Here is a 26495-nt window from a genome sequence, read left to right on the forward strand (position 1 = left end):
GGCGCTCGTCAAGGACCGAGGAGTTTTAGGGACATGAACGCTTTTACCGGCATTCCGCAGGGTACCGACCTGCGCGCAGAGATTGAGCGGCTGCGCAAGGAGCGCAACGCGGTGATCCTGGGTCACTATTATCAAAGCCCGGAAATTCAGGACCTGTCGGACTTTGTCGGCGACTCGCTGGAACTGTCGCGCAAGGCGGCGGAGACGGACGCGGACGTCATCGCCTTCTGCGGCGTGCGCTTCATGGCGGAGACGGCCAAGATCCTGTCGCCCGACAAGATCGTCGTGCTGCCCGACATGGATGCCGGTTGCAGCCTGGAGGACAGCTGCCCGCCCGCCCAGTTCAAGGCGTTCCGCGAAGCGCATCCCGACCATATTGCGCTGAGCTATATCAACTGTTCGACCGAGGTGAAGGCGCTGTCCGACATCATCGTGACATCTTCGTCCGCCGAAAAGATACTGGCGCAGATCCCCAAGGATCAGAAGATCATCTTCGGCCCCGACAAGCATCTGGGCGGTTATCTGAAGCGCAAGCTGGGCCGCGACATGCTGCTGTGGCCGGGCGTGTGCATCGTGCATGAGGCATTCAGCGAGACCGAATTGCTGAAGCTCAAAGCCCAGCACCCCGACGCGCCGATCGCCGCGCACCCCGAATGTCCGCCCTATATCGTCGATCATGCCGATTATGTCGGGTCGACCAGCGGCATATTGGACTTTGCCAAGACGATGCCGGGCGACACGCTGATCGTTGCGACCGAACCGCACATCATCCACCAGATGGAAAAGGCGGTGCCGGAAAAGACATTCATCGGCGCACCGGGCGCGGACGGCAACTGCAACTGCAATATCTGCCCCTATATGGCGCTCAACACGATGGAGAAGCTGTACCTCGCGCTGCGCGACCTCCAGCCGCGCATCGAGATGGACGAAACGCTGCGGCTGGGCGCGAAGAAGAGCCTCGATCGGATGCTGGAAATGGCCAGCGGCACGGTGGGGCAGGGGGATTTGGGGGCGCGATAAGCCATGACCTTCTCCCTCCCCCGTTTCGACCTTGACGCTTTCGTCGCTTCCACGCTGGCCGAGGATCTGGGGCCGGATGGCCGGGACGTCACCAGCGAGGCTGTGATCCCCGCCGATGCGATGTTCGACGGGGTGATGGACACGCGGGACGCGGTGACGCTGGCGGGCCTGCCGGTCGCAGCCGCTTTCTTCCGGGCGCTCGATCCTGATGTGGTGATAGAACTGCTGCATCAGGATGGTGACCGGGTTGCGGCGGGGACCGACATCATGCGGATTCGCGGGAAGGCGCGGGCGATGCTGACGGCGGAGCGATCGGCGCTCAATACGGTCCAGCATCTGAGCGGTATCGCGACGATGACGCGCGCCTATGTCGATGCGATCGATGGAACCGGCGCGACGCTGCTGGATACGCGCAAGACCATTCCGGGGCTGCGTGTCCTTGAGAAATATGCGACGCGGATGGGCGGGGCGACCAATCACCGCATGGGATTGTGGGACGCGGCGATGATCAAGGATAATCATGTCGCGGTCGCCGGATCGGTCGAGGAAGCGGTGCGCCGCGCGGTCGATGCCGGGGTCGCCAGCATCATCGTCGAGGTCGACCGGATCGACCAGATCGAACCGGCGCTGGCCGCCGGGGCCACGCATTTGCTGCTCGACAATATGGATGCGGCGACGCTGCGGCAGGCGACGGCACTGGTCGGCAGGCGCGTGCCGACCGAGGCGTCGGGCGGGGTGACGCTGGAGACGATCCGGGCAAGGGCGGACACGGGCGTCACCTATATCAGCGTCGGGCGGCTGACCCAGTCGGCCCCGGCGGCGGACATCGGGCTGGATTTCGCTTATGCTTAAAGGGCTGGCCCTGGTGGCGCTGATCGCGATGCCGGGGACGGCGCTGGCGCAATCGGCCCAGTGCAGCCCGCCCGCGCAGATCGCCCGGCCCGACCTGGAGGGGCCGACCGCCAAAGAGCCCAGGCGCATCCTGCCGATCGGCAGCTATACGCTCGCGCTCAGCTGGTCGCCGCAATATTGTTCGACCGCAAAGGGCGGGCGCAGTGCGATTCAGTGCGGGGGGCGGAATGGCCGTTTTGGCTTCACCCTGCATGGGTTGTGGCCGGACGGCTTTGGCAAGGAATGGCCGCAATATTGTCGCGCCGCCAATCTGGTGCCCCGGCAAGTGATCCGGCAGAATCTGTGCGCGACGCCGTCGGTCCAGCTGATCCAGCATGAATGGGCCAAGCATGGCACCTGCATGACGACAAGGCCGGAGCGCTATTTCAACAGGTCGCGGGCGTTGTACCAGTCGATCCGCTACCCCGACATGGGGGCGCTGGCGCGGACCAAGTCCCTGACCGTCGGCCAGTTTGCGCAGGCCTTTGCCCGCGCCAACCGGGGGCTGAAGCCCGATATGCTGCGGGTCACGACGACGCGGGGCAACTGGCTGAGCGAGGTGTGGCTGTGCATGGACCGGGCGATGGCGTTTACCCGCTGCCCGGCGCATCAGGGCGGCGCGCCGGTGGCAAGCCGGCTGCGGATCGCGCCGCTATAGTCGCTAGCCCTCGATCGTCAGTCCCTAGCCCTCGATCGTCGCGGTCGAGGGGTGGTGCTTGTCCAGATGCTTGCGGATGATGCGCAGGTTGCGGGTGTTTGAGCGGAACGCGAAGTCGAACAGATCGCCGACCAAGGGAATGGCGCCCAGCAGCGTATCGACCCCGACATTGGCCGACATGCGGGTGATCTGCCATTTCGACATGCCCAGATTGCGCGCTTCCCAGACCATCCACATGCCCATGGAAGCGGTCGCCAGGTCGCCGATGACCGGCACCAGCCCGACGATGCTGTCGATACCGACGGGGCGATTGATGCCGGGGACGACGAACAGGCGCTCCAGCACCGCCTCCATCGCTTCGATACGGCGGCGCACCGAGGCGGGGTCGCGGCCAAGGCCCGGAATGGCGCTGGCGGCGCCATTTGCGGAGTCGGGCGAAATCGGCATGGGCAAGGCGTCTCCTGTTGCCTGCCCTAGTTGGTGCGTCGGAACAGATGGTTCAATGGGTGGCGTGCGCGGGGCGATGGCTGGAAACCGTTGAGCCGCCTGGACACGAGCGACCAGCGGATCGGCGTGCCAAGCGGGATATAGCCATTATGCGCGACCATCAGCGCTTCGGCCTCCGCGATGCGGGCGGCGCGGTCCTCCGGCGTGCTGGCAAGGCTGGCGGCCTGAAGCTGGGCATCGGCGGCGTCGCTGCAATGGATTTTGCGGGCGCAGCCAACCCGGCCCAGATACCAGAGCGCGCTGTCATAGGCGGCGACTTCGTCGATCAGCCGCAGGTCCGCGTCGCTGGTCATGGAGACGCGCCGCAGCGGCAGGCCGATGGCGTCCAGATCGCGTCGCAGCAGCCCGAACAGCAAAGTCGCGCCCGGCCCCTGCGGCAGGGCGATGCGCAACGGCGGCGGGTCGCCATGATCGTCGCGCCAGACGGCAACGGCAGCGCTCGCCCGGCCGCGCCGGTCCTCCAGCGACAGGGCGGCCCAGTCCGGATCGGTCGGCGCGCGGCCAAGATCGAGCTGGTCGGGGACGATGCGGTTGCTGGTGGCCCAGCCGCCGATCGGCAGCAGGGCAGGGATCTGGCTGCGGTCGATCGCCATGTTGATCGCCGCGCGTATGCCGTCATCGTCGAGCAGGCTGCCCCGGCCCGTCACGGCCAGCCCCAGCAGCCCCTGCACCGGATCGGCCCGCACGGCATCGCGATCGACCCCGGCGGGGACGAGCAGCGGCAAATCGGCCAGTCGCCCCCCCAGCACCAGCGCGGCCTGCCCTTCGCGGAAGCGCACGATGGCAAGGGCAGCGCGTTCGGCGCGCAGCACGCGCGTCTGCCAGGCGGGGACCGGCGTGTCTTCGGCATCGTCATCGTCGCTCAGCCGGTCGATCGGGGTCAGGATTATCGCCTTGCCCCATGTCTTGCGGCGATAGGGGCCAGTGCCCCCGTCGCGCGAGACGATGGCCATTTGCGGCTGGGCCAGCATCTGGAGGATATAGGGGCGGGCCGTCGCAAGGCGGATTTCAATCACTTCGCCGGTCATCGGGATCACGGCCTGCACCGCGTCGAGCGGGCCGTCCGGGTCGAGCCGGCGCAGCGATTCGATCCGGGCCATCAGCATCCGCGCCACGTCGGGTGCGGCGACCCGCGCGCCATTGGCCCAGAAGGCGCGGCGCAGGCGGAAAATATAGCTGCGCCCGTCATCCTCCACGATCCAGCGCTGGGCGAGTGCGGGCAATATGTCGCCGCTGGCGTCGAAAGCGACCAGCCCCTGCGCGGTCGCTTCCAGAAACAGCTTGGCGCCCGGATCGGGCAGACGCTGCAAGGGTTTGGCGAAATCTTCGCGATCGCCCACGACGCTGACGACGACGGGATCGTTGCTGTCGGCCGAACAGCCGCCCATCATCGCAAGCAGGCCGGGCAGCGCAGCAAGGGCGAGGCGGTGGACGCGCCGACGGGGGATGGGGACGGTCGACATGATGGGCCGCCACCCTAGCCCGCTAACGGCCTGTCGCCAACCGCCATGGCGGGGCGATCGCGATCATTCCGATACCATCCCCGGATCGCGCGCCACCGCCATCGGCAGGTGCAGGATGAAGCAGGCGCCGCTCTGGGCGTCCTGACGGTCGGCGATGCTGATGCGGCCCTGATGACCGTCGATGATCGAGCGGGCGATGGCGAGGCCGAGGCCGGAATGCTTGCCGAAACTTTCGCCTTCGGGGCGGACGCTGTGGAAGCGGCGGAAGACATGCTCGCGCTCCGATTCGGGGACGCCCGGTCCTTCATCCTCGACGCTGACCAGCACCTGATCGTCGGCGACGGTCGCGACCACCTGAACCAGTCCGCCGTCCGGCGAGAAGGAAATGGCGTTGTCGATCAGATTTTCCAGCACGCGCACCAGCCGCTGTTCCTCGCCCAGCACCACCGCGACATTCTTGCGCGGGCGGGCGAAGGCAAGCCGCACGCCGCGGGGTACGCCGCGCGCCTCATGCGCGCCGACGATCCTTTCGATGAGCTGGCCAAGGTCCACCGGCTCGAACCGGGTGCGGGACAGTTCGGCATCGACGCGGGAGGCTTCGGCAATGTCGGTGACCAGCCGGTCGAGACGGCGGACATCGTCCTGCGCGATCGCCATCAACTGCGCGCGCAGGTCCGGCCGGTCGACCCGTTCCAGCGCGTCGAGGGCGGAGCGCAGCGAGGCGATGGGGTTTTTCAGTTCATGGCTGACATCGGCGGCAAAGGCGTCGGTCGCGTCGATCCGCTGGCGCAGCGCCTGGCTCATGTCCGACAGGGCGCGGGCGAGCATGCCGATTTCGTCGCGCCGTTCGGGCAGGCGCGGCACGGTCACCTGCCGCGCGCGGCCCAGCCGCACGCGCACGGCGGCGCGGGCAAGGCGCTGGAGCGGGAGCACGATGGTGCGCGCCAGGAACAGCGAGAGCAGGACCGACGCCAGCACCGCGACCGCCAGCACCATGCCGAGGCGCAGCCGCTCCGCGCGGACGGTGCGGGTGATGTCGCGGGCATTTTCGGTCGCGAACAGGCTGGTGCCATCGCGCATCGCCACGGCGGCGGAGATCACGAAGGTCCGGTCGGGGGCATAGCGGTTGACCGCCTGCGGCCGCCCCGTCTTGCGCGCCATCTGCACTTCGGGCCAGGCGTCCGCGCGATCGACGGCGGGTTCGATGAAGTCGGGCGGCCGGTCCGCCGACACGACCCGGTCCATCGCCTTGTCAAGGAAGCGGGCGACATGGCGCTGCCAGTCCTCTTCCGACGGCTGGCGCAGGCGATAGCGCGGCGCGTCCATGGCGAAACTGTCGGACAGGCGATGGCCGTCGGGCGCGTAGCGGCGCACCCGATCGCCGGTCTGGCGGGCATAGGCGGCGATCAGCTGACGCTGGCGTTCGGGCGGCACGCTTTCCAGCCCGATCGCCAGCAATTGCAGTTCCCGCGCCGACTGTTCCAGCCGCGCGTCGACGATGCGCGTGCGATAGCTGTCGAGATAGAAAAATCCCCCCGCCAGCAGTGCCAGCGCAAAGACGTTGACGGCCAGGATGCGCGGCGTGAGGCTGATCCGCCCGGACCAGCGCAAGCCATCAGCACCCAGGCCGTCACTCTTCGGAGAAGCGATATCCGGCGCCATAGAGTGTGTCGATTGCGTTGAAATCGGAATCTACCTCGCGGAATTTGCGCCGCAGCCGCTTGATATGGCTGTCGATGGTGCGATCGTCGACATAGACGTCGTCCTGATAGGCGGCGTCCATCAACTGGTTGCGGTTCTTGACCACGCCGGGGCGGGTGGCCAGCGTTTCGAGGATGAGGAATTCGGTGACGGTCAGCGTCACGTCCTGACCGTTCCATTTCACCCGGTGGCGGGCGGGGTCCATTTCCAGCCGCCCGCGAATGATCGGGTCGGCGACCGGCTGGTCGGGGGTTTCGGGCGTCCGGCTGACTTCGGCGCGGCGCAGGATCGCGCGGATGCGCGCGATCAGCAGCCGTTGGGAAAAGGGTTTGGAGATATAGTCGTCCGCCCCCATCGCCAGCCCCAGCGCCTCATCCAGCTCATCCGCCTTGGACGTCAGGAAAATGACCGGCATCGGGCTTTTTTCGCGCAGGCGGCGCAGCAGTTCAAGGCCATCCATGCGCGGCATCTTGATGTCGAACACCGCCAGATCGGCAGGATTTTCGAGCAACGCCTTCAGCGCGCCTTCCGGGTCGGAATAGACCCGCGTCATGAAGCCTTCGGTCTGGAGCGCGATCGACACGGACGTCAGGATATTCTTGTCGTCATCCACCAGGGCGATGGTTGCTGTCATGCGGCATCCCAGAAATATGTGTGGTCAGAAACATGCGTGGCGGGGGCGGAACGAGCGTTAGACGATGCCAGCGCGCGCTGCAAGGAAGGCGGGGTCGGCCGATCATGCGGCAGGACAGTCGCTATTCGGGACAAACGCCTGAACACAGGGATTTGACGCACCCTACGCAAAGCCGTATGCCGCCAATGTCTGCAGGAATGACGCCGCCCGCAAGATAGCGGCGCTGAGGGGCGGACCGGTCGCGAATATACAGAATGTTTGTGACACGGAATTATTACATCAGGAGCAAAGGCGTGCAGGCCAAATCCTCAATCACCCTGGCCAACCAGGGCATTACGACCAATGCCGTCCAGTTCTGGAATCTCGGCACCGCGCCTCTGGTCGAGGCGGCGATCCGCAACGGCGAAGGCATATTGTCGAAGGACGGCCCGCTGGTCGTCAAGACCGGCAAGCATACCGGCCGCAGCGCCAAGGACAAGTTCATCGTCCGCGATGCCGAAACCGAATCGACGGTGTGGTGGGGCGAGACCAATCGCGGCATGACTCCGGAACATTTCGCCGCGCTCAAGGCGGATTTCTTCAAGGCGCTGGGCGAAAAGGACACGCTCTATGTCGCCGACCTGTTCGGCGGTTCGCAGCCCGAACATCGCGTCAATGTGCGCGTCATCAACGAGCGCGCCTGGCACAACCTGTTCATCCGCACCCTGCTGGTGCGTCCCACGGCCGATGAACTGGCGGGCTTTGCGCCCGAATATACGATCATCGACCTGCCCACGTTCAAGGCCGATCCGGCGCGTCATGGCTGCCGCAGCGAAACCGTCGTCGCCGTCAACTTCACCGAAAAGCTGATCCTGATCGGCGGCACCGCCTATGCCGGTGAAATGAAGAAGTCGGTGTTCGGCATCCTCAACTATCTGCTGCCGGTCAAGGGCGTGATGCCGATGCACTGTTCGGCCAATATCGGCCCGAACGGCGACACGGCTGTGTTCTTCGGCCTGTCCGGCACGGGCAAGACCACCCTGTCGGCGGACGCCAGCCGCACGCTGATCGGCGATGACGAGCATGGCTGGTCGGACACTGCCGTGTTCAATTTCGAAGGCGGCTGCTATGCCAAGATGATCAACCTGTCGGCCGAGGCCGAGCCGGAGATTTTCGCCACCACCAAGCGTTTCGGCACGGTGCTGGAAAATGTCGTGATTGACGAGGAGACTCGCGAAATCGACCTGGACGACAATAGCCTGGCGGAAAACAGCCGCGGTTCCTACCCGATCGACTTCATCCCCAACACGTCGGAAAAGAATCTGGGTCCGGTGCCCAAGAATATCATCTTCCTGACCGCCGACGCCTATGGCGTGTTGCCGCCGATCGCGCGGCTGACCCCGGAACAGGCGATGTATCATTTCCTGTCGGGCTATACCGCGCGCGTTGCGGGGACCGAGATCGGCGTGACCGAGCCGACCGCGACCTTCTCCACCTGCTTTGGCGCGCCGTTCATGCCGCGTCATCCCAGCGTCTATGGCAATCTGCTGAAGGAACGGATCAACAAGGGCGGGGTCACCTGCTGGCTGGTCAATACCGGCTGGGCCGGTGGCAAGGCGACGATGCCGGGTATCAAGCGGATGCCGATCAAGGTGACCCGCGCGCTGCTCAACGCCGCGCTCGACGGCAGCCTGAACCAGGCCGAGTTCCGCACCGATCCCAATTTCGGCTTCGACGTGCCGGTGGCGGTCGCTGGTGTCGATTCGACCATCCTGGACCCGCGCGCGATGTGGGCGGACGCCAACGCCTATGACGAAACCGCCGCCGTGCTGGTCAAGCAGTTCGTCGACAATTTCGCGCAGTTCGAGGATCATGTGGACGAGGGCGTACGCAGCGCGGCGCTGGTCGCTGCCGCCTGATCGGACGCAATCGCGCAAATCGGGGCCGGGGGAGCGATCCTTCCGGCCCTTTTTCTTTTTGCACCTGCGTAACGATGCTATGGTAGCTGCCGGTGCGAAGCAGGAGTGACGATGATGGGCATGTTCGACGATCTAATCGGCAAGGTGGGCGGTCTGGAAGCGATCGCGGCGCAGATCGGCCTGACGCCCGAACAGATGCAGGGGCTGATGAGCGAGATCAGCGGCAAGATCGGGTCCGGTGAAACCAGCGTGGCGGCGCTCGCCGAAACCGCGGCGGAACATGGCGTGTCGGCGGACAAGTTGCAGGAATTGCTCGCCCAGTTCGGCGGCCCCGAAGCGATATTGGGCAAGCTGGGCGGGATGTTCGATCGCGATGGCGACGGCAATCCGCTCAATGAACTGGGTGGCCTGGCCAAGGGTCTGTTTGGCTGAATAGCCCGACCGCTGCGGGGGGCAGCTATCGGCCCCCCAAGTTTTTTTCGCCTTGCCTTCATGGGGCGATGGCTCCATTCGCGTCAGATATCAGTTGTTGCGAACGATACGCAACTGGCGCGGCCCGCCCGGCCCGCGCGCATAGATGGCAAGGAAGAAGGTCTTGACCGACGTGACGATCGAAAAGCCGCAATTGGAACCCACCGGCGCGCTGAGCGTGGAAACGGTGCTGTCGGTGCGGCATTGGAACGAGCATCTGTTCAGCTTCCGCATCACCCGCCCGGCAAGCTTCCGCTTCCGTTCCGGCGAGTTTGTGATGATCGGTCTGAAGGGCGAAAATGGCAAGCCGCTGCTGCGCGCCTATTCGGTCGCCAGCCCGTCATGGGACGAGGAACTGGAATTCCTGTCGATCAAGGTCGAGGATGGCCCGCTGACCAGCAAGCTCCAGTTGATCGAGCCGGGCGACCAGATCTATCTGGGCCGCAAGCCGACCGGCACGCTGGTGACCGATGCGCTGCTGCCGGGCAAGCGGCTGTTCATGCTGTCGACCGGCACGGGCCTGGCCCCGTTCCTGAGCCTGTCGCGCGACCCGGACGTGTATGAATTTTACGAGCAGGTCGTTGTGATCCATTCGGTACGCCGGGTCAGCGATCTGGCGTTCCGCGAGGAGCTGGAATCCAAATGGGCGGAAGATCCGCTGGTGTCCGAACAGGCGCCGGCGCAGTTCCATTATGTGCCGACCGTGACCCGCGAACCGTTTGACGGCCACAGCGCGCGGATCGACAAGCTGGTCGAGAGTGGCGCGCTGTTCGAGGGGATTCCGGGCGCAGGGACGTTCGATCCCGAAACCGACCGGATCATGATGTGCGGCAGCATGGAGATGATCAAGCAGTTCGCCGCCTGGTTCGAGGCGAATGGCTTTACCGAAGGCTCCAACGCCGCGCCGGGGCAGTTCGTCATCGAGCGGGCGTTTGTGGGGTAACGCCTGAGCGCAGCGGAACAGCACGGGGCCGGGGGAGCGATCCTCCGGCCTTTTTTTCGTCAGGGGTTGAAGCAGCGTGCTCCCGCGCAGGCGGGAGCCCAGTAGAAAGGGCGGGACTGGGCTCCCGCCTGCGCGGGAGCACGTTGCTTTTTGAACCTAACCGCGCTTCCGCTCCGCCACCCATGCGTCGACATGGCCGGCCAGCACGGTCATGGGCACGCCGCCGCCCTTGACCACGGCGTCGTTGAACAGGCGGAAGTCGAAGCGGTCGCCCAGCGCGGCCTTGGCCATGCTGCGCAGGCGGTTGATTTCGCCATGGCCGACCTTGTAGCCGCAGGCCTGCCCCGGCCAGGCGCAGTAGCGGTCGACTTCGGCCTGGACATCCTCGACCGTCGATCCGTTGGTGGTGGCGAACCAGTGGATCGCCCTGTCGCGGGTCCAGCGTTTGGCGTGGAGGCCAGTGTCCACCACCAGACGGCAGCAGCGATAGGCGATCGACTGGAGATAGCCCAGCCGCCCGGCGACATCGCCGTCATAGGCGCCCAGTTCGTCGCCCAGTTGCTCGGCGTAGAGCGCCCAGCCTTCGCTATAGGCGTTAAAGGCCAGCAGCGACCGGATCAGCGGCAGTTTGTAGGTATATTCGCCCTGCCAGATATGGCCCGGTATGCCTTCATGATAGGTGAGCGTCGGCAGGCCGTAACGCGGCCAGATGCTGGTGTCGCGCAGGTTGATATAATAATTGCCCGGCGTCGTCCCGTCGATGGACCCGGCCCCGGCATAGGCGCCGGGCGCGCCCGCTTCGATCTCCACCGGCACGCGCTTGACGACCAGTTTGGCGGGGACCAGCGTGGCGAAGGCGCGGGGCAGGCGGGTGCGGATGTCGGTCAGGCGACCGTCGATATAGGCCAATATCTGCGCGCGTCCCGTATCGTCATTGGGGAAGAGGTAGCGCGGGTCCTTGCCCATCGCGGTCATGCGTTCGCCGACGGTCCCTTGGGTCATGCCCAGCCCTTTCAGCAGCCCGTCCATTTCGGATTGCAGCGTGGCCAGTTGTTCCAGCCCCAGTTGGTGCACCTCTTCGGGCGACATGGTGGTCGTGGTTCCGGCTTTGAGCGCCCAGGCATAATAGGCCTCCCCTTCGGGCAGCTTCCACACGCCCGCGTCCATGGTCGCGGTGGCGCGCTGGCGCTTGAGTTCCGCGACCTGGGCGGCGAGCGCCGGGGCGACCTTGTCCCGCACGATCTGAAGCGCTCTTGCCCCATAGTCGCGGGGCATCGACGCGGTGCGGCGGGCGATGGAGGCGACCGGCACCCACTGGTCGAGCGGCAGGGCGCGCACCGCCTCCATCTGGGCAATGCTCTTGTCGAGCAGGAAGGCGGGGGCGCTGACGCCGATGCCCGCGTCATGGCGCAGACGCTCCGTTTCGCCGGCCAGATTGGCGGCATAGGCGGTGAGTCGGTCGAGATAGGCGTCGGCGTCGGCGGGGTTGGCGATGGCGTGGTTGCTGTCGAGGAAATCGGGGGTCTCGACAAAGCTGCCGGTATTCTGCGCAACGGCATAGGGCGCGTTGCGGTAGGACCAGTTGCTGTTCATGATCGCCATGTCGCCAAAGGGGAAAGCGAACCCTTCCGCCGCCAGTTCGTGCGCGGCGCGGGCGACCTCCACATTGGTGCGGGTGATGGGGGAGAGCGGGGCAAGGTCGATGGCGCGGAGCTTGCTCAGGCGGTCGGTCACATGGGCGGCGATCTGCGCCTGGCCCGCCGGGCTTTTATTGCCGAGCCGATGCTTGAGCGCGGCGCGCGGGCCAGTGTCGATGCCAAGGCCGCTGGCGCTTTCGGGCGCATCGACCAGCATCGCTTCGGCCATGGCGGAAAGGGTCGCTTCGGCGCGGGCGTCCGGGCCGGATGCTAGGGCGTCGGCAGCGCAGGCGGGCAGCGCAGTCAGGGCGAAGGCGGAGGAACCAGCGACAAGGAAATCGCGGCGAGTGGCAGTCATGCAAGCGCTCCGGGATAGGATAGTTGCCGCTTAACTTCGCATATTTCCCGGCAAATGCGACATGATATTTCCTACTGGCGACAGATCATAACAAATCGCTGCGTGCCTGTTCCGTCTGCTCGCGCTGGTCGATCCGCACACGATGGGGCATATGCGCGCGCAGCCCTTCGACGTCGCCCGCCAGCGACCGCAGCGCCGCGAACATGATGCGATGGTCCGGCCCGGTGCGATAGCCGACCTCCCGCCTGCCCCGGAAAAGCGGTCGCGGCGCATCGTCATGGATCAGCGCCATCGCGCGATCCCGCGCGGCATCCAGCCCCATTTCGATCGCCCAGTCCCACGCCGCGGCGAAACTGTCCGCGCCGGGCCGCGCACGCAGATGATAGGCCGAGCGCGGCGAACAGCCCACGCTGCGCGCCGCATGCGCGACGATGCCGCACTGGGCCAGCGCGGCGATAAACGCCGCCTGCGCATCAGGCGTCCATCCGCGCGCACGGCGCTGAAGCGGGACCGGGGTGAAGCGGAGAAGATTGGGAGCGTCAGCCATGACGGGGAGCATGGCATGGGAGGCGGGGTGTAGGACAGGGGGCACGACTGGCTGGTCGCGGACTGGCCATTGCCCGACGCCAGAATGCCGGGCGCGTGATTGTCAGACCGTGGGCGGTCGAGAATGGAAATGTCTGGTTCGGCGCAGAAGCGCCGCAAAAAATTCCTATAAGTAGAGATGAGCCATTTCCGGCCCCCGCTACAAAATTAACCAGATTTTGAGCCTATTTGTAGTATTATATCGCATGGCAGCAACTAACTTTCGCTTATTTGCTATTGGGACGCCACGATTCCTTTCACGGGTTCGTAAGGCGGCGCCCATGCCTGATCATGTGATCGAGGGGCAATTGCGGGCCGCGCGTGAGGGGTATGCCGCGACATTTGTCGGAACCATCACCGTTGCGCTCCTGCTGGCCATTGCGGTCCCCGACACCGGGCATCGATGGCAGGTGGTGGTTGCGGCCACATTGTTGATTGCATTTTCTATCTGCAATTTTCTGGCGTGGCGTCGTGAGCGACGCGCAGGCTGGCACTATCCCAACCCCACGCAGAGCGTGAAACGGCTGACTTGGGTCAGTTTCGTTACTGGGGTGCTGTGGGGAATATTGCTGGGTGCGGCGATCTACGAGGCGCCAACCGATTGGGAATTGCTGATATCCTGCACGCTGGTCGGCGTTGGATGTATCGGCCCCCTTAATGTGGCGACCGTGCCCAAGGCGAGCCTGGGCTTTATGGCCGGATGGTTGGTGATGTCCGTGGTCGACATGTTCCTGATCGCGGAAGCACCATTAGAAGTGCTGCTGGCGCTGACGGTTTTCATTGCGCTGTTTGCGCGGAGCATCCTGGCGATGTCGCGCGCATCGTCCGACGCAATCCGGTCGCATGACGATCTTGTCGCGGTGACCCGCGAGCATGAGCGCCTGGCATTGCAGGCGGAGACAGCGCGGTTGCAGCTGATGGTCAGCGAAAGTGATGCTCAGGCGCGCGCGACCAGCCTTGCCGTCGAGCATCGTCGGCAGGAGATGACGGCCCTGGCCACCCAATTTGAACGGACAGTGGCGGACGCGGTCACGGCGCTGGGGGCAGCCGCTGAAACGGCGCAGCATTCAACGATGTCGCTCGCGTCGATCAGCGTCGCGGATGCCGATGCGGCGGGTCGCACGGCCGAGGTCGCCCACCGGATCGAACAGGCGGGACAGATGATGCGCGAGACCGCAGCACAGCTTGGCGATTCTGTCGGCAAGGTCGGAACGCAGGTCGAAGCGCAGGTCGCGCTGGCCATGGCCGCTGCAGACCGATCAACGGGCACCCAGGCGGCATTCCGTGCGCTTGTCGCAGATGCGCAGGGGATCGGCGACATCGTCGCGTTGATCGAGGAGATTGCACGGCAAACCAATTTGCTGGCGCTGAATGCCGCGATCGAGGCTGCGCGTGCCGGCGCGACCGGAAGCGGATTTGCGGTCGTTGCGTCGGAGGTAAAGTCCCTGGCCGGGCAAACCCAGCGCGCAACGGGCGATATTGCACGACGAGTGGCAGCCATTCAGGAGCGCGTCGCCAGCGCGGTCGATAGCGTGTCTGCGGTGATCGGCCATGTCGATGAGGTCGCGGGCATAGCCGATACAGTGACCGCCGCGGTGATCGAACAACAGCGCGTCGCCGCCTTGATCGGGCTGTCGGCCGACGAAACCGCCGATGGAACCGAGAGCCTGTATAACGATGTGGCCGATACCGCGCGGCGGGCGGAGCGGACGCGCTTACTGACCGCCGAAGTTGCCGATGCCACCAACCTGATCGTCACGCGCGTGACCGCATTGGGGCATACTACGCAGCAACTCCTGTCCGAATTGCGCGCCGCTTAAAGCCGAAGCCGCAATTGTGGCGATGTCGCCCTGGCACTGCGGGACGTGGTGCGTCCGCCCCTAACCCCCCTCCACCCGCAACGCCGTCCCCTCCGCTGCGATCACGCGCACTCGTGCGCCGACATCGGCGTCCGGGCCTAGCGCGGTCCAGACGCTGTCGCCGACTTTGACGCGGCCTTCGCCGCCGGCGATGGCTTCGACGACGGTGACAGTCTGGCCGATCAGGCGGGCGGTGCGGTCGTTGAGGAGGGGGTCGGTGGAGGCGACGGGGTGGTCGGCGTACCAGCGGCGACCGGCCCAGACGGCGGCGATGCTGAGGGCCGCGAAGATCAGCAGTTGCAGCGGCAGGCCGATGGGCAGGGCGAGCGCGGCCAGGCCGGTGATGGCGGCGGCGATGGCGATCCAGATCAGGAACACGCCGGGGATCATCACTTCGGCGATGCCCAGCAGGGCGGCGAATACCAGCCAGGCCCAATGATCTTCGAGCAGGGTAGCGATGGTCATGGGGCGGGGGTCTCTTTGCTTCCGTCACGCCCATGCGGGCGGTGAACGATGTTCGGCGTCAGCCAATCCGTCTCGCAAGCGTGGCGTTGGGTGGAGAGGTTGGGAGATGGGTCCCCGCCTTCGCGGGGATGACGGGGTGGTTGGTGGCTGGACATAAGGTCCGTTCGTTTCGAGCGTAGTCGAGAAACCGGTGTGCGACGTTTCTCGACTACGCTCGAAACGAACGGAGGTGGGGAACTGGTCGCGAACCGGAGATGGTGTCGGGCCGCACCCATCGCGCTTACCCCTGGCTCTGGCCGAAGGGGCCGCGCCGGGGGGCGGGCGGGGTTGGCGTGGGGGTGCCGTCGCTGCCCAGCGCTTCCTTCGCCAGCGCGCCGATGCCGCCCAGCGTGCCGATCAGCTGGGTCGCCTCCACGGGGAAGAGGATGGTCTTTGCATTGGGGCTGGTGGCGAACTGGCTGACGGCTTCGGTATATTTTTGCGCGATGAAGTAATTGAGCGCCTGCGGGTTGCCCGCCGAAATGGCGTCGGACACCATCTGCGTCGCCTTGGCTTCGGCCTCCGCCTCGCGCTCGCGGGCTTCGGCGTCGCGGAAGGCGGCTTCGCGGCGACCTTCGGCTTCCAATATCTGCGATTGTTTGGCGCCTTCGGCTTTCAGGATTTCCGATGCGCGTAGCCCTTCTGATTCCAAGATCAGGGCGCGCTTTTCGCGTTCGGCCTTCATCTGGCGGCCCATGGCGTTGACGATGTCGGCGGGCGGGCGGATGTCCTTGAGCTCCACGCGGGTGATCTTGATGCCCCAGGCGTTGGTCGCATGATCGACCACCGACAGCAGCCGGGCGTTGATCTCGTCGCGTTTCGACAGGGTTTCGTCGAGGTCCATGGAGCCCATGACAGTGCGCAGGTTGGTGGTGGCGAGCTGCATGATCGCGACATAGAGTTCGGACACTTCATAGGCCGCCTTCGCCGCGTCCAGCACCTGAAAGAACACGACGCCATCGACCGACACCATGGCGTTATCCTTGGTGATGATTTCCTGGCCCGGAATGTCGACCACCTGTTCCATCATGTTGATCTTGCGACCGACCGCGTAGAAGAAGGCGGGGTAGAAATTGAGGCCGGGCCTGGCGACTTCGGTGAAACGGCCGAAGCGTTCGATCGTATATTGATAGCCCTGCCGCACCACCTTTACGCTGACGGCGAGGTAGAAGAGCACGAGTGCTGTAAGTGTGAGGGCGAAGGTCGTCAGCATCATGGTCTCCCCGAAACAGGCTTGGACTATGCGCTTTATTCGTTAACGGGGAAAGTCAAACCAAGGAGAGTTTCGATGTTGCTGCGTCATGCCCGTTCGCTGCTGTTCCTGCCCGCATCCAATGCGCGCGCCATCACCAAGGCGCGCAGCCTGCCGTGCGACATGGTGATACTGGACCTGGAGGATGCCGTGCCGGACGAGGCGAAGGCGGATGCGCGCGCCGGGGCGGTGGCCGCGCTGGCCGAAGGCTTTGGCGGGCGCATCACCGGCGTGCGGATCAATGTGGAAGGGACGCCCTGGCACGGCATGGAGATGGTCGCGATGAAGGGGGCGAGCGCCGACTATGTGGTGCTGCCCAAGGTCGAGAATGCCAAGCAGGTGCGCGACGTGTTCAGCGTGGCGCAAAAGCCGGTGATCGCGATGATCGAAAGCGCAAAGGGCGTGCTGGCCGCGCCGTCCATCGCGGCGGGCGAAGGGTGCGCGGCGCTGTTCATCGGCGTCAATGATTTGCGCCGCGACCTTGGCATACCCGCCGGTGCGGGGCGCGAAGGGCTGACCCTGGCGATGCAGACGGTGGTGCTGGCGGCGCGGGCGGCGGGCATCGCGGTGTTCGACGGGGTCTATAACCGGCTGGACGATCTGGACGGGCTGGCGGCGGAATGCATCGCCGGTCACCATCTGGGCTTTGACGGCAAGACGCTGATCCATCCCGCACAGGTGGCGGTGGCGAACGAAGTGTTCGGGCCGGACGCGCAGGCGCTGGCCGACGCAAGGCGGCTGATCGAGGCGGCGACCGGCGGGGCGGAGCGGTTCGAGGGGCGGATGATCGAAACGATGCATGTCGAGGAAGCGCGCGCTCTTGTGGCGCGGGGGGATGCGGTGGGGGCTTAAGGCTTTCGCGTCACACCCTCTGCCGTGATGCCGGGTTGAGGACGATGTTGGCCAGCAGCGCGGCGTTGCGGTCGAAATGGTGGCCGCCCGGCACGACGATCTGCGTCGCCAGGCCGCGCGGAATGGCGGGACAGGCGCTGTCCTGCTCCAGCGTGCCGCGGATGCAGCGAATGGGCACGTCGCGCAGGCGTATGATCGCGGGCACGGTCGGCTGGGCCTGCGCTGAATCAAGGTTCAGCCATGAGGCGAGATGGAACTGAAAATCGGCGGTTGGTCCAAGCCCCAGCAGCGACAAGCTGGCGATCTGGTCGCGCGTCTGCGGATCGAGCGTGCCCATGATCGCGGGCAGCGCGTCCGCGCCGAAACTATAGCCAATCAGCATGACGCGCGGCCGGTCCCAGCGTGCGCTGTAGGCGGCGATGATTCGGCGCAGATCCTGCCCCGCGCCCGCCGGCGTCCGCTGGCTCCAGAAATAGGACAGGCTGTCGATGCCGACGACCGGAATACCCTTCGCCGCCAGCTGGCCGGCAATGTCGCGGTCCAGCCCGACCCAGCCGCCATCGCCCGAATAGATGACCGCCATCCTGTCGTCATGGGTCGCGCGCGGGGCGGGCGTCACGATGTTGAGCGGCAGGTCGTCGACATTGGCCGCGTCGACGCGATTGAGCATCGGCGCCAGCGCCGCCATCACGCGCGGCATCCAGCGGGCGCGATCGGCAAAATCATGGTCGCCTTGGGGCAGGTCGATCAGGCGGGCATGGGGGACTTGGGCGACGAAGCGCCGGGCGGCGGCGAAATCGACCACCGTGTCGCGCTGCCCCTGCACCACGATCCAGGGCAGATTGATCTGGCGGTTGGGCGCAAACAGCCACCCGCGCGCTGGCTTTGCGATGGCATGGGCGCGAAAGCCGGGCGCTGAACACCAGGGCTTTTTGCCGGGGATGTCGGCGCTGAACCCCAGCGACAGGACAGCGCGATACGCCCCGTTGGGCCATTGCGCCAGACTGGCATAGGCGACCGTCGCGCCAGCGGAATAGCCGATGATGATGGGCTTCATATAGGCATGGACGCCCGCGCGATGCTGGACATCGCGCGACAGGGCGACAAGGGCATAGTTGGGGTCGATGCAGCGATCCCGCTGCCGCTCCAGCGTACGCATCAATGTGGGGGTGGATACGCCCGCCACCAGCAAGCCGCGGTTCGCCAGATCGCGCGCCATGGCGGCGGTGCCCGCATTCCATCCGCCGTCGCCCGACAGGAACAGCGCGGTCGCGCGGGGTTGGCCGTCGGGGCGGTAGAGGCGGATTCCGCCAAAGGGCGCCAGGCTGTAGGCTGTTTCCCTGACGCCCCTGTCGGCCGAAGCGCGGACCGGCGCGCCGACCCCGGTGACGACCAGCAGGCATCCGGCGACGAGGCTGGACATGGTGCGAATGATCTTGCGCATGAGCGGTAACCCCTAATGACCAGGATGCACCATGCGCCAACGCAACTGTCCCGCCATTTACGGGCGGATGACAAGTTCGTCATATAGAGGGGATGGCCCTATCCGCCGCCGCTGCCGACCAGCGCCTGAAGATCGATCAGGGTACGGGCGAAGGTCAGCCCCTGCGGCCCGGCGACGAAGCGCGCATCCCATTCGGGCGAGAATTTCTCCTTATAGGCGCGCAGCCCTTCAAAGCCGTACAGGGCGTTGCCATGCTGGTAGAGCATCGCCCCCAGCCGCGACCATAAGGGCGCCAGCCGCCGCGCCTCCAGCCCCGAAAGGGGTGCCATGCCGAGGTTGAACCAGCCATAGCCCTGCGCCTGTCCCCATTGCATCAGATGGACGAACAGAAAATCCATCGTGCCATAGGGCATGTCGTCGCGATGGCGCATCAGGTCGACCGACAGTTCCGATCGGTCCTGCGTTTTCCAGATGTTGGCGAAGGCGACGATCCTGCCCTGCACGCGCACGACCGCGCAATCGAAATGGGCCATATAGGCGGGATCGAAGCGGCCAACGCTGAACCCCTTTTCCCGGTGCCGCTTGGCCGCCAGCCAATGCGCCGAAATGTCCGCCAGTTCGTCCATGACGCCAGCCAGCTTTTCGGCCGGGACGATGTCGAAGGTCGCGCCTTCCCGCGTGGCGCGCCGTTCGGCATAGCGCAGCGGCTTGGCATCAGGCCCGTCCAGCGTGAAACGGTCGAGCGGGACATGCGCCTCTTCGCCATATTTGGTGATCTGCAACCCCAGTTCGATCGCCAGCGGCAGGGCGGCGGCGCTGATCTGGTACAGCAGCAGGCGACCCTGCGCGGCATCGACCTGTTCGCGAAAGGTCCAGAGCAGGTCGCTCCATTCCGATTCGGCGCCGACGGGATCGCCCATCACGATCCAGCTATGGCCGCGTATCTGGTACATCAGGAAGGACTGACCCGTGGCGGACAGCAGGAAGCGCTTGTCGCCGGTCAGCGCGAGATTGGCGTCGGTCCGCTGGGCCAGCGCCATTGCCGCTTCGCTTGGGCCGATGGCGGCATTGATGTCCTGCCGGACAGGCGCGGCCGGGCGGAAAAGGCGCAGGAAGGCAACGCCTGCCAGCAGGATGGCCACGGCAAAGCTGGCCCGCAGGAAGCGCGACGCATCCCCGCGCCGGGCAAATTGCCACCACAGGTCGTTCTGATAATCCACATGCTTGTAGGCGAAGAAGCCGATCCATATCGACAGGCCGACCATCACCGCGACGGTCGCCAGCCAGCCCGGCGAAAAGGCTTCGGCCAGCAGGTGCGTCTGGCGATAGAAGGCCGGGCGGGTCCATTGCAGTGCGCCCGCGATGAGGAGCATGACGACCGCTTCCTCATAATCCAGCCCCTTGAGCAGCGAAAAGGCTGCGCCTGCGATCAACAGCAGGCGCGTCAGCCAGAAGGCCCCGTCCAGCCGCCGATAAAGGCCAGAGGACAGGATCAGCAGCGCCGCGCCCACGAGGCTGCCCGCGAGATGCGATATTTCGGTAAAGGGCAGGGGCAGCAGGGTGGAGAGCGTTGCGGCCCGGCCCGGTACGGTCGGCAGCGATCCCGACACCAGCAGCACTGCGCCGCCCAAAAAGACGAGCGCGGCCATCATCATGGGCGCAAGGCCGGAGGCGACGACCCGCATGCCGCCCAGCGTGCGCGCGATCGGCCGGTGCCAGCGACTGCCTGCCTGAAACAGGACGATCGCAACGGCCAGCAGCAGGGGCGCGATATAATAGATCAGGCGATAGGCGAGCAGCGCGGCGACCAGTTCCGGCCGCCCCGTGCCGGGCAGCGCGGCCAGCATCACGGCTTCGAACACGCCGATGCCGCCCGGGACATGGGTGATGAGGACGGCGATGATCGCCAGCGTATAGCCGATGAAGAAGGCGGGCCATTGGTCAAGGCCGATGCCGGGGACCAGGACGAACAGCGCGGCGCTGGCCGCGGCAATATCCATCGTGCCGATGCCGATCTGCGCCAATATGCCGGTGGCTGGCGGGACCGGAACGCTCCAGCCGCGCAGCCGGATCGTGCGTCCGCGCCGTCCCGCCCAGACGGCAAGGCCGGCGATCGCGAGCAGCAGCGCGATGCCCAGCCCCCGCAGCAGGTCCGTCGACCCGGCCAGCGCGCCGATCGCCATCATTTGCGGACGCCAGACCAGCATCGCGCCTGCCAGCACGAACACCCCGCTCCAGAAAGTCGCGCTGGCGATCGTCACCACGCGCGCAATGTCGCTGAGCGACAGGCCCGCCGCGGTATAGATGCGGTAGCGGGCCGATCCGCCCGTCAGCAGCGACAGGCCAAGATTATGGCTGAGCGTATAGCTGGTGAAGGATGCCAGCGCCGCGGTGCGATAGGGCAGGGGGCGGCCGATGGCCCGCAGCGCCGATACGTCATAGAGGGTCAGCGTCAGATAGCTGATCGCCGTCAGCGCCGCCGCCGCCAGCAGGCCGGTGGTCGGCAGCGCGTGCCAGGCCGCCCTGACCTGATGCAGATGGACCTCCTGCAACAGATGGTCGAGCGCCACGAAGCCCAGCGCCGCCAGCAATATGACGATGCCCACCGACAGGGCCATGCGATACCGTTGGAACGGGTGGCCCGCCATCGTGCGATCGGTCATGCTGTTCTTCACCCCCGTTGCCGCGTCCATATCTGGCTTTTGCACAGCCAGCCGCGAAACAGGCAACCCGATATCTTCAATCGATCGGCATCGAGTTGCTCGATCGTGGAGGAAAAGCTGCGGCCCTTGTCAGGCACGAATACATAGCCGGACCAGCGCCCCGGCCCGCGATAATGATAATCCTGCAGCAAGGCGGTGCCGACCAGATGCGCGACCCCGGCATCGGCCGCATCGGCGGTCGCGTGGCCGTCGGCCCAGCGCACCCAGCCGCACAGCGCGTCGCGGCAGGCGCCCGTCGTCACGACCACGCTGCCATGGGGGTTGACCCAGTTGCCCTCGATCGGTTCCGCCGCAAGGCCGGGCCGCGGCAGGAACAGGGCACTCAGGATCAGGGGACTGGCGACGATCAGCCAATGGCCAAGGCGCGGCATGGTTTAGGACCGTCCCACAAGATGGGCGCGGACCATCGCCGCGCGCAACGTGCCATAGACGGCGTCGACATCGCCGTTCAGCCGATGGCCGCCGGGCAAGGCGACGGACCGGGCGTTGGGCTGATGCAGCAGCGGGCACAGGCTGGACGCTTCCTCGCGCCCCTGAATGCACAGCAGCGGCGTCCAGGTGATTTGACGCGCGGTCGGCCATGCGTCCGATTCCGCCATGGCGAAGGTGAAGATTTCCGATGGGGACGCCCTGTATTGGACCGTCGCCCCCGGCACCACCAGCGCGACCAGTCCGATCGACGACCGGTCGGCGCGCGGCAATTTGCTGAGCGCGACATGCAGCATGTCCGCGCCATAGGATTGGCCAACGAGCAACAGCCGTCCCTTCGGGTTGATCTTGCGGGCCTGGGCGATGGCCGATTCCAGCAGCGCGTAGGCATCGGCGGCGGTGCGGGTCGTCCTGAAATAGCTGAGCGAATTGACGCCGACGACCGGCACGCCATCCGCGACCAGCCGGGCCGCGACCTTTGGCCCCATGCCGACGCGAAATCCCATGTCGCCCGACCACAGGATCGCGACCGGGGCTAAGGGTTGCGGCTGATAATGGGCCGGGCGCATCGGCGTGAAAAGGTCGCCGCCCAGATAGCCGAGCCAGGCGAGTTTGAGCGCGATCACCACCAGCAGCGCGCCGATCCCTACTATCCATCGCTTTTTAGACTTGCGCATCATCTGTCGGGCCTCTGGTCTGTTATCGTCGCCCTTTTGCGCCCGCTTATCCATCGCATCGGTGACCTTTGCATGAACTCTATGTCATGTACCGGACAGCGCGGGGACAAGAGCCATGGGCTAGAAGGACGATCATGATCTGGTCCGCCCGCCCTTTCTATGCCGTCGCGATATTGCTGGCGTCCTTCGCGCCGCTGCTGGCGACCCGGTTAGAGCGCGCGCCATCGGCACCCACGGCGGTGAGTGATCGCATGGGGCTGACGCTGGGCGAGGACGAGCGCCATCATATCGTCGTGACCAGCCTGCGCAGCGGCGGCGTCGCCGATCGCGATGGCATCGCGGTAGGCGACCAGCTGACCGGCATGGCGGGGCGACCGGCAACGACGCTGGAGGCGGTGCGCAGACTGGTGCGCGCGCCGGGGCATTGCGCCATGCCGCTGATGCTGGCGCGGCATGGCATTCCCTATCGGGCGATAATCTGGCAGTGCGGCAAAGCCAGCATCGGTTAGAAGGATCAATCCCATGGGTCGCAAGATTTTGCTGGTAGAGGATGACCGGACGACCGCCGACTTCATTATGAAGGGGCTGGCCGAACATGGCCATGTCGGCGACCATGCCGCCAATGGCCGCGACGGCCTGTTCATGGCGACCGACGGCGGCTATGACGCGATCATTCTGGACCGGATGCTGCCGGGCATGGACGGGCTGGCGGTGCTGGGCGCGCTGCGGGCTGCCGGAATCGAAACGCCGGTCATCCTGCTGTCCGCGCTGGGATCGGTCGATGACCGGGTGACGGGGCTGACCGCGGGATCGGACGATTATCTGGTCAAGCCCTTCGCCTTTGCCGAGTTGCTGGCACGGCTGGAACTGCTGATGCGGCGGCGCGGGAGCGGTACGCATGTCGAGACCGTCCTGATGTGCGCCACGTTGCGCATGGACCTGCTGAAGCGCGAGGTCAGGCGCGATGCGCGCGTCATCGACCTGCAACCGCGCGAGTTTCGCCTGCTGGAATATCTGATGCGTCATGCCGGGCAGGTCGTCACCCGGACGATGTTGCTGGAAGGGGTGTGGGATTATCATTTCGACCCCGGCACCAACGTCATCGACGTGCATATCAGCCGCCTGCGCCGCAAGGTCGACGGGGATGGCGACCAGCCCCTGATCCATACCGTGCGCGGCGCGGGCTATCGGCTGGGCGAATGAGGCCGGGTGCATGAGGCTGGACCAATGACCGCCACCCGCGCCCTGCGCTGGCTGCGATCGTCCCATGCGCGCTTCATCGGGCTGATCCTGCTGCTGGAGCTGGTCTTTGGCGGCGCGCTGCTGCTGTCGGTGACGCAACTGGTCCATGCCAGCCTGGACGCGGCGGACAATGCCATTGCGCGCGACACGCGCGACACGTTGCTGGAAATCGGGCGGCAGGACGGGGACCGCGCGCTGGCCAGCGCCGTCACCGCGCGGGCGCAGGAGGAAAGCGACGCCGTCCTGCTGCTCGCGCGAGCCGATGGCGGCAGGATCGCGGGCAATCTGTCAGGCTGGCCGCCGGTCATTCCCGCCGATACCAAAGGGGTCAAGGCGAAGCTGTATCGCATCGGCGACACCGATGCCCTGTCCTACACGATCGTCGCCACCCGATTGCGGGATGGCCGCCGCCTGATGGTGGGCGAAAGCACCGACGACAGCGACCAGATCCGCGAGACGGTGGAACGCACGTTGCTGACCGCCCTGCTGATGGCTTTGCCGCTCGCCATCGTCGCGGCATGGCTGGTGGTCCATATCATCGACCGGCGGATCGGGCATATCGCAGCGACCGCCGCGCGGGTCGGCGCGGGCGAGATCGACCGGCGGGTGCCGCTGGACGGATCGGGCGACAGTTTCGACACGCTGGGCCGCACGATCAACAATATGCTGGACCAGATCGGCGCGCTGCTGGCGGAATTGCGGACGGTTACGGACAGCATCGCCCATGACCTGCGATCGCCATTGACCCGGTTGCGGACGCGGATCGACCGGGCGATGCTGTCGGACAATCCGGCAGACCTGCGCGAGGCGATCGACGGGATCAGCCGGGAGGCCGACCAGTTGCTGGCGATGCTGGCGACCGCGCTGGAGGTCAGCCGGATGGAGGCGGGCATCGGGCGCGACCGTTTCGTCGCGACCGACCTGGCGGCCATGCTGATCGACATGGGCGAATTGTACGAGCCGGTCAGCGAGGATCAGGGGCGGACGCTGGCCATATCGATCGAGCATCCCGTCACATTGCCGGTCCATCGCGAACTGCTGGGTCAGGCGATCGCCAACCTGATCGACAATGCGCTGAAATATGGGGCGGGACGGATGACGCTGTACCTGGCGGTCGAGGGGGACGATGTCATCGTCGGGCTGGCGGACCAGGGGGCGGGCATTGCGCCCGAACGAGAGGCCGAGGCGTTGCGCCGCTTCGGGCGTCTGGACCCTGCCAGGGGGATAGCAGGGGCCGGCCTCGGTCTCTCTCTCATCGCGGCGGTTGCGAGGATGCACGGAGGAGACGTGCGATTCGACCGTCGCGACGAACAATTTGCCGTGGAAATGCTGCTCAGGCGCCCCGCTTAGGGGCGCGGTGGCGCGACGGCACTGTTCAGGCGACGGGAGCCGGGTCGGGTCGACAGGGGGGACACCCGATGCCGACTTCCCGTCGCAGGGCTGGCTGTTACCGGCTTATTTGGAGGCGGGCTTCGTCGCGGTCGTGGTGGTGGTGGTCGTCGTCGAGACCTTCTTGGCGGCCTTGTGCTTCATGGCATGATGGGCAGGCTTGGCCGAGGCAGTGGCAGCCGATGCGGCGAGCGGGGTCGCGACCACGGCGAGGGAAGCCAGGCTGGTCAGGATCAGGCGAGTGTTCATGGGTTCAACTCCTATCAAGCGGTCCATTCTGGACTGCCTGATCCTTATGGCAGCAGCGTCCCGTCGCGAGCGTGACCGGAAGATGAACTTTCGGACAGACGCGACGGGATGGCCGTCATCTGCTTGGCGATTCTGACACCGCGACGGACGCCCCGTTCAGCGCGAACGGGAAATGCAGCGGAAGCCGATATGGCTCGTCGAACTGTCGATCGCCTGTGCGTGGCGGGCGGCCGGGCGGTAGCGCTGGCAGTAATTGGCGGCGCACAGATGCGATCCGCCCTTGAGCACCTTGCGCGGGATCGCGATGTCGGGCGCGGCGGGATCAAGGCTTTCGCGCTTCGTCGCGCCGCGCGGATTGGCCGGAACGCAGCAACTGCCCCGGCTTTTGCGTTCGAGCCTGGGCTGGCCGTACCAGTCGGACGTCCATTCCCAGACATTGCCGATCATGTCGAACAGGCCATAGCCATTGGCGGGATAGCTGCCCACGGGCGAGGTGCGTTCATAGCCATCCTCCAGCGTGTTGCCGTAGGGAAAGGCGCCCTGCCAGTAATTGGCGAGCATGGCGCCGCCCGGCGCGAGTTCGTCGCCCCAGGCATAGTCCGCCCCGTCCATGCCGCCGCGCGCGGCAAATTCCCATTCCGCCTCCGTGGGCAGGGTCTTGCCCGCCCATTTGGCATAGGCTTCGACATCCTGATAGGCGACATGGACCACGGGATGATCCTCCAGCCCCGCGATGCTGCTGTCGGGCCCATGCGGGTGCCGCCAGTCCGTTCCGGTGCTGAATGTCCACCACTGGCTGTAATCGCCCAGATCGACTGGCCCGGCCGTCCGCTGGAACAGCAGCGATCCGGCCACCGCCAGCGCCGGGTCCATGCCCGGATAGTCGCGGGGGTCGGGCGGAATTTCGGCAAAGCTGCGATAGCCGGTCGCATCGACGAAAGCGGCAAATTCCCGGTTGGTGACGGGGGTTTCGTCGATCCAGAAGCCGTCCACCCGCACGGTGCGTACCGGCGCTTCTTCTGGATAGAAATTGACCGATCCCATCTGGAAGGCACCGCCTTCGATCCACCGCATTCCGTTCTTGTCAGTCAATCCGATCGTCCTTGCAC

At 65.9% G+C, this 26495-nt stretch carries 25 protein-coding genes; 11 read left to right on the top strand and 14 right to left on the bottom strand.

Annotated features, from left to right (window positions below; genetic code table 11):
- Positions 1 to 33: 33 nt before the first annotated feature.
- Genes nadA through AC07X9_RS16045 form a run of 3 tightly spaced genes read left to right on the top strand, consistent with a single transcriptional unit; the run spans position 34 to position 2569 of the window.
- Complete coding sequence (gene nadA / locus AC07X9_RS16035; protein WP_017183880.1) at positions 34 to 1020, top strand: quinolinate synthase NadA; 987 nt, start codon at positions 34 to 36, stop codon at positions 1018 to 1020.
- A gap of 3 nt (positions 1021 to 1023) precedes the next feature.
- The gene (gene nadC, locus AC07X9_RS16040) at positions 1024 to 1872 is read left to right on the top strand and encodes a carboxylating nicotinate-nucleotide diphosphorylase (RefSeq protein WP_017183881.1); all 849 of its coding nucleotides are present in this window, start codon (positions 1024 to 1026) and stop codon (positions 1870 to 1872) included.
- The gene (locus AC07X9_RS16045; protein ID WP_017183882.1) at positions 1865 to 2569 is read left to right on the top strand and encodes a ribonuclease T2 family protein; all 705 of its coding nucleotides are present in this window, start codon (positions 1865 to 1867) and stop codon (positions 2567 to 2569) included. Before nadC ends, AC07X9_RS16045 begins: the two co-directional genes overlap by 8 nt.
- Positions 2570 to 2593: 24 nt before the next feature.
- Here AC07X9_RS16045 and AC07X9_RS16050 read toward each other — a convergent pair whose 3' ends face one another.
- From AC07X9_RS16050 to AC07X9_RS16065, 4 genes are all read right to left on the bottom strand, one after another.
- On the bottom strand, positions 2594 to 3016 hold the full coding sequence (locus tag AC07X9_RS16050; protein WP_017183883.1) for a DUF4112 domain-containing protein: 423 nt from the start codon (positions 3014 to 3016) through the stop codon (positions 2594 to 2596).
- 26 nt (positions 3017 to 3042) lie between these two features.
- Positions 3043 to 4539, bottom strand: a complete 1497-nt coding sequence (locus AC07X9_RS16055; protein ID WP_017183884.1) for an ABC transporter substrate-binding protein — start codon at positions 4537 to 4539, stop codon at positions 3043 to 3045.
- A 63-nt stretch (positions 4540 to 4602) separates the two neighbouring features.
- Positions 4603 to 6201 (bottom strand): sensor histidine kinase, encoded by a 1599-nt coding sequence (locus tag AC07X9_RS16060; protein ID WP_017183885.1) that lies wholly within the window; start codon positions 6199 to 6201, stop codon positions 4603 to 4605.
- The gene (locus AC07X9_RS16065) at positions 6170 to 6874 is read right to left on the bottom strand and encodes a response regulator transcription factor (protein WP_017183886.1); all 705 of its coding nucleotides are present in this window, start codon (positions 6872 to 6874) and stop codon (positions 6170 to 6172) included. The genes AC07X9_RS16060 and AC07X9_RS16065 overlap by 32 nt, the downstream gene beginning before the upstream one ends.
- A 293-nt stretch (positions 6875 to 7167) precedes the next feature.
- Here AC07X9_RS16065 and AC07X9_RS16070 point away from each other — a divergent pair, with 293 nt between their 5' ends.
- The 3 genes from AC07X9_RS16070 to AC07X9_RS16080 all read left to right on the top strand — a co-directional run bounded on the left by AC07X9_RS16070 (position 7168) and on the right by AC07X9_RS16080 (position 10186).
- A complete protein-coding gene (locus AC07X9_RS16070) occupies positions 7168 to 8772 on the top strand; it encodes a phosphoenolpyruvate carboxykinase (RefSeq protein WP_019053049.1) in 1605 nt (534 codons plus the stop codon).
- 114 nt (positions 8773 to 8886) lie between these two features.
- Positions 8887 to 9204, top strand: coding sequence for a hypothetical protein (locus AC07X9_RS16075; protein WP_026002527.1), 318 nt, complete (start codon positions 8887 to 8889; stop codon positions 9202 to 9204).
- A gap of 163 nt (positions 9205 to 9367) precedes the next feature.
- Positions 9368 to 10186, top strand: a complete 819-nt coding sequence (locus tag AC07X9_RS16080) for a ferredoxin--NADP reductase (protein ID WP_017183889.1) — start codon at positions 9368 to 9370, stop codon at positions 10184 to 10186.
- Positions 10187 to 10342: 156 nt separating this feature from the next.
- Here the strand turns inward: AC07X9_RS16080 and AC07X9_RS16085 are convergent, their stop codons facing one another.
- Positions 10343 to 12181, bottom strand: a complete 1839-nt coding sequence (locus tag AC07X9_RS16085; protein WP_017183890.1) for a DUF885 domain-containing protein — start codon at positions 12179 to 12181, stop codon at positions 10343 to 10345.
- A gap of 85 nt (positions 12182 to 12266) precedes the next feature.
- Positions 12267 to 12728: a hypothetical protein gene (locus tag AC07X9_RS16090; RefSeq protein ID WP_017183891.1), complete on the bottom strand. Its 462-nt coding sequence runs from the start codon at positions 12726 to 12728 to the stop codon at positions 12267 to 12269.
- A gap of 319 nt (positions 12729 to 13047) precedes the next feature.
- Between AC07X9_RS16090 and AC07X9_RS16095 the strand changes: the two genes are divergently transcribed.
- A complete protein-coding gene (locus AC07X9_RS16095) occupies positions 13048 to 14586 on the top strand; it encodes a methyl-accepting chemotaxis protein (RefSeq protein ID WP_017183892.1) in 1539 nt (512 codons plus the stop codon).
- 60 nt (positions 14587 to 14646) lie between these two features.
- On the opposite strand, the gene AC07X9_RS16100 is transcribed toward AC07X9_RS16095, so the two are convergent.
- Entirely contained in the window at positions 14647 to 15090 is a 444-nt protein-coding gene (locus AC07X9_RS16100) for an NfeD family protein (RefSeq protein ID WP_017183893.1), read from the bottom strand.
- A gap of 280 nt (positions 15091 to 15370) precedes the next feature.
- Entirely contained in the window at positions 15371 to 16342 is a 972-nt protein-coding gene (locus tag AC07X9_RS16105; protein WP_026002528.1) for an SPFH domain-containing protein, read from the bottom strand.
- Between the two features lie 75 nt (positions 16343 to 16417).
- On the opposite strand from AC07X9_RS16105, the gene AC07X9_RS16110 reads away from it, so the two are divergent.
- Positions 16418 to 17233: an HpcH/HpaI aldolase/citrate lyase family protein gene (locus AC07X9_RS16110; protein ID WP_017183895.1), complete on the top strand. Its 816-nt coding sequence runs from the start codon at positions 16418 to 16420 to the stop codon at positions 17231 to 17233.
- A 10-nt stretch (positions 17234 to 17243) separates the two neighbouring features.
- On the opposite strand, the gene AC07X9_RS16115 is transcribed toward AC07X9_RS16110, so the two are convergent.
- The 4 genes from AC07X9_RS16115 to AC07X9_RS16130 all read right to left on the bottom strand — a co-directional run bounded on the left by AC07X9_RS16115 (position 17244) and on the right by AC07X9_RS16130 (position 22560).
- Positions 17244 to 18677, bottom strand: a complete 1434-nt coding sequence (locus AC07X9_RS16115; protein ID WP_017183896.1) for an AcvB/VirJ family lysyl-phosphatidylglycerol hydrolase — start codon at positions 18675 to 18677, stop codon at positions 17244 to 17246.
- Between the two features lie 98 nt (positions 18678 to 18775).
- A complete protein-coding gene (gene mprF / locus AC07X9_RS16120) occupies positions 18776 to 21340 on the bottom strand; it encodes a bifunctional lysylphosphatidylglycerol flippase/synthetase MprF (protein WP_380823392.1) in 2565 nt (854 codons plus the stop codon).
- 8 nt (positions 21341 to 21348) lie between these two features.
- Positions 21349 to 21771: a DUF2147 domain-containing protein gene (locus AC07X9_RS16125; RefSeq protein ID WP_017183898.1), complete on the bottom strand. Its 423-nt coding sequence runs from the start codon at positions 21769 to 21771 to the stop codon at positions 21349 to 21351.
- Positions 21772 to 21774: 3 nt separating this feature from the next.
- Complete coding sequence (locus tag AC07X9_RS16130) at positions 21775 to 22560, bottom strand: AcvB/VirJ family lysyl-phosphatidylglycerol hydrolase (RefSeq protein ID WP_017183899.1); 786 nt, start codon at positions 22558 to 22560, stop codon at positions 21775 to 21777.
- 80 nt (positions 22561 to 22640) lie between these two features.
- On the opposite strand from AC07X9_RS16130, the gene AC07X9_RS16135 reads away from it, so the two are divergent.
- Genes AC07X9_RS16135 through AC07X9_RS16145 form a run of 3 tightly spaced genes read left to right on the top strand, consistent with a single transcriptional unit; the run spans position 22641 to position 25098 of the window.
- On the top strand, positions 22641 to 23015 hold the full coding sequence (locus tag AC07X9_RS16135) for a PDZ domain-containing protein (protein WP_017183900.1): 375 nt from the start codon (positions 22641 to 22643) through the stop codon (positions 23013 to 23015).
- 13 nt (positions 23016 to 23028) lie between these two features.
- Complete coding sequence (locus AC07X9_RS16140) at positions 23029 to 23709, top strand: winged helix-turn-helix domain-containing protein (protein WP_017183901.1); 681 nt, start codon at positions 23029 to 23031, stop codon at positions 23707 to 23709.
- A gap of 24 nt (positions 23710 to 23733) precedes the next feature.
- On the top strand, positions 23734 to 25098 hold the full coding sequence (locus AC07X9_RS16145) for a sensor histidine kinase (protein WP_017183902.1): 1365 nt from the start codon (positions 23734 to 23736) through the stop codon (positions 25096 to 25098).
- A 105-nt stretch (positions 25099 to 25203) separates the two neighbouring features.
- Here the strand turns inward: AC07X9_RS16145 and AC07X9_RS16150 are convergent, their stop codons facing one another.
- Together AC07X9_RS16150 and AC07X9_RS16155 are read right to left on the bottom strand one after the other, a co-directional pair.
- Entirely contained in the window at positions 25204 to 25386 is a 183-nt protein-coding gene (locus tag AC07X9_RS16150; protein ID WP_017183903.1) for a hypothetical protein, read from the bottom strand.
- A 156-nt stretch (positions 25387 to 25542) separates the two neighbouring features.
- Positions 25543 to 26460, bottom strand: a complete 918-nt coding sequence (locus tag AC07X9_RS16155; protein WP_017183904.1) for a formylglycine-generating enzyme family protein — start codon at positions 26458 to 26460, stop codon at positions 25543 to 25545.
- Positions 26461 to 26495: the final 35 nt, after the last annotated feature.

The sequence above is a fragment of the Sphingobium sp. GW456-12-10-14-TSB1 genome (genome assembly GCF_059424385.1).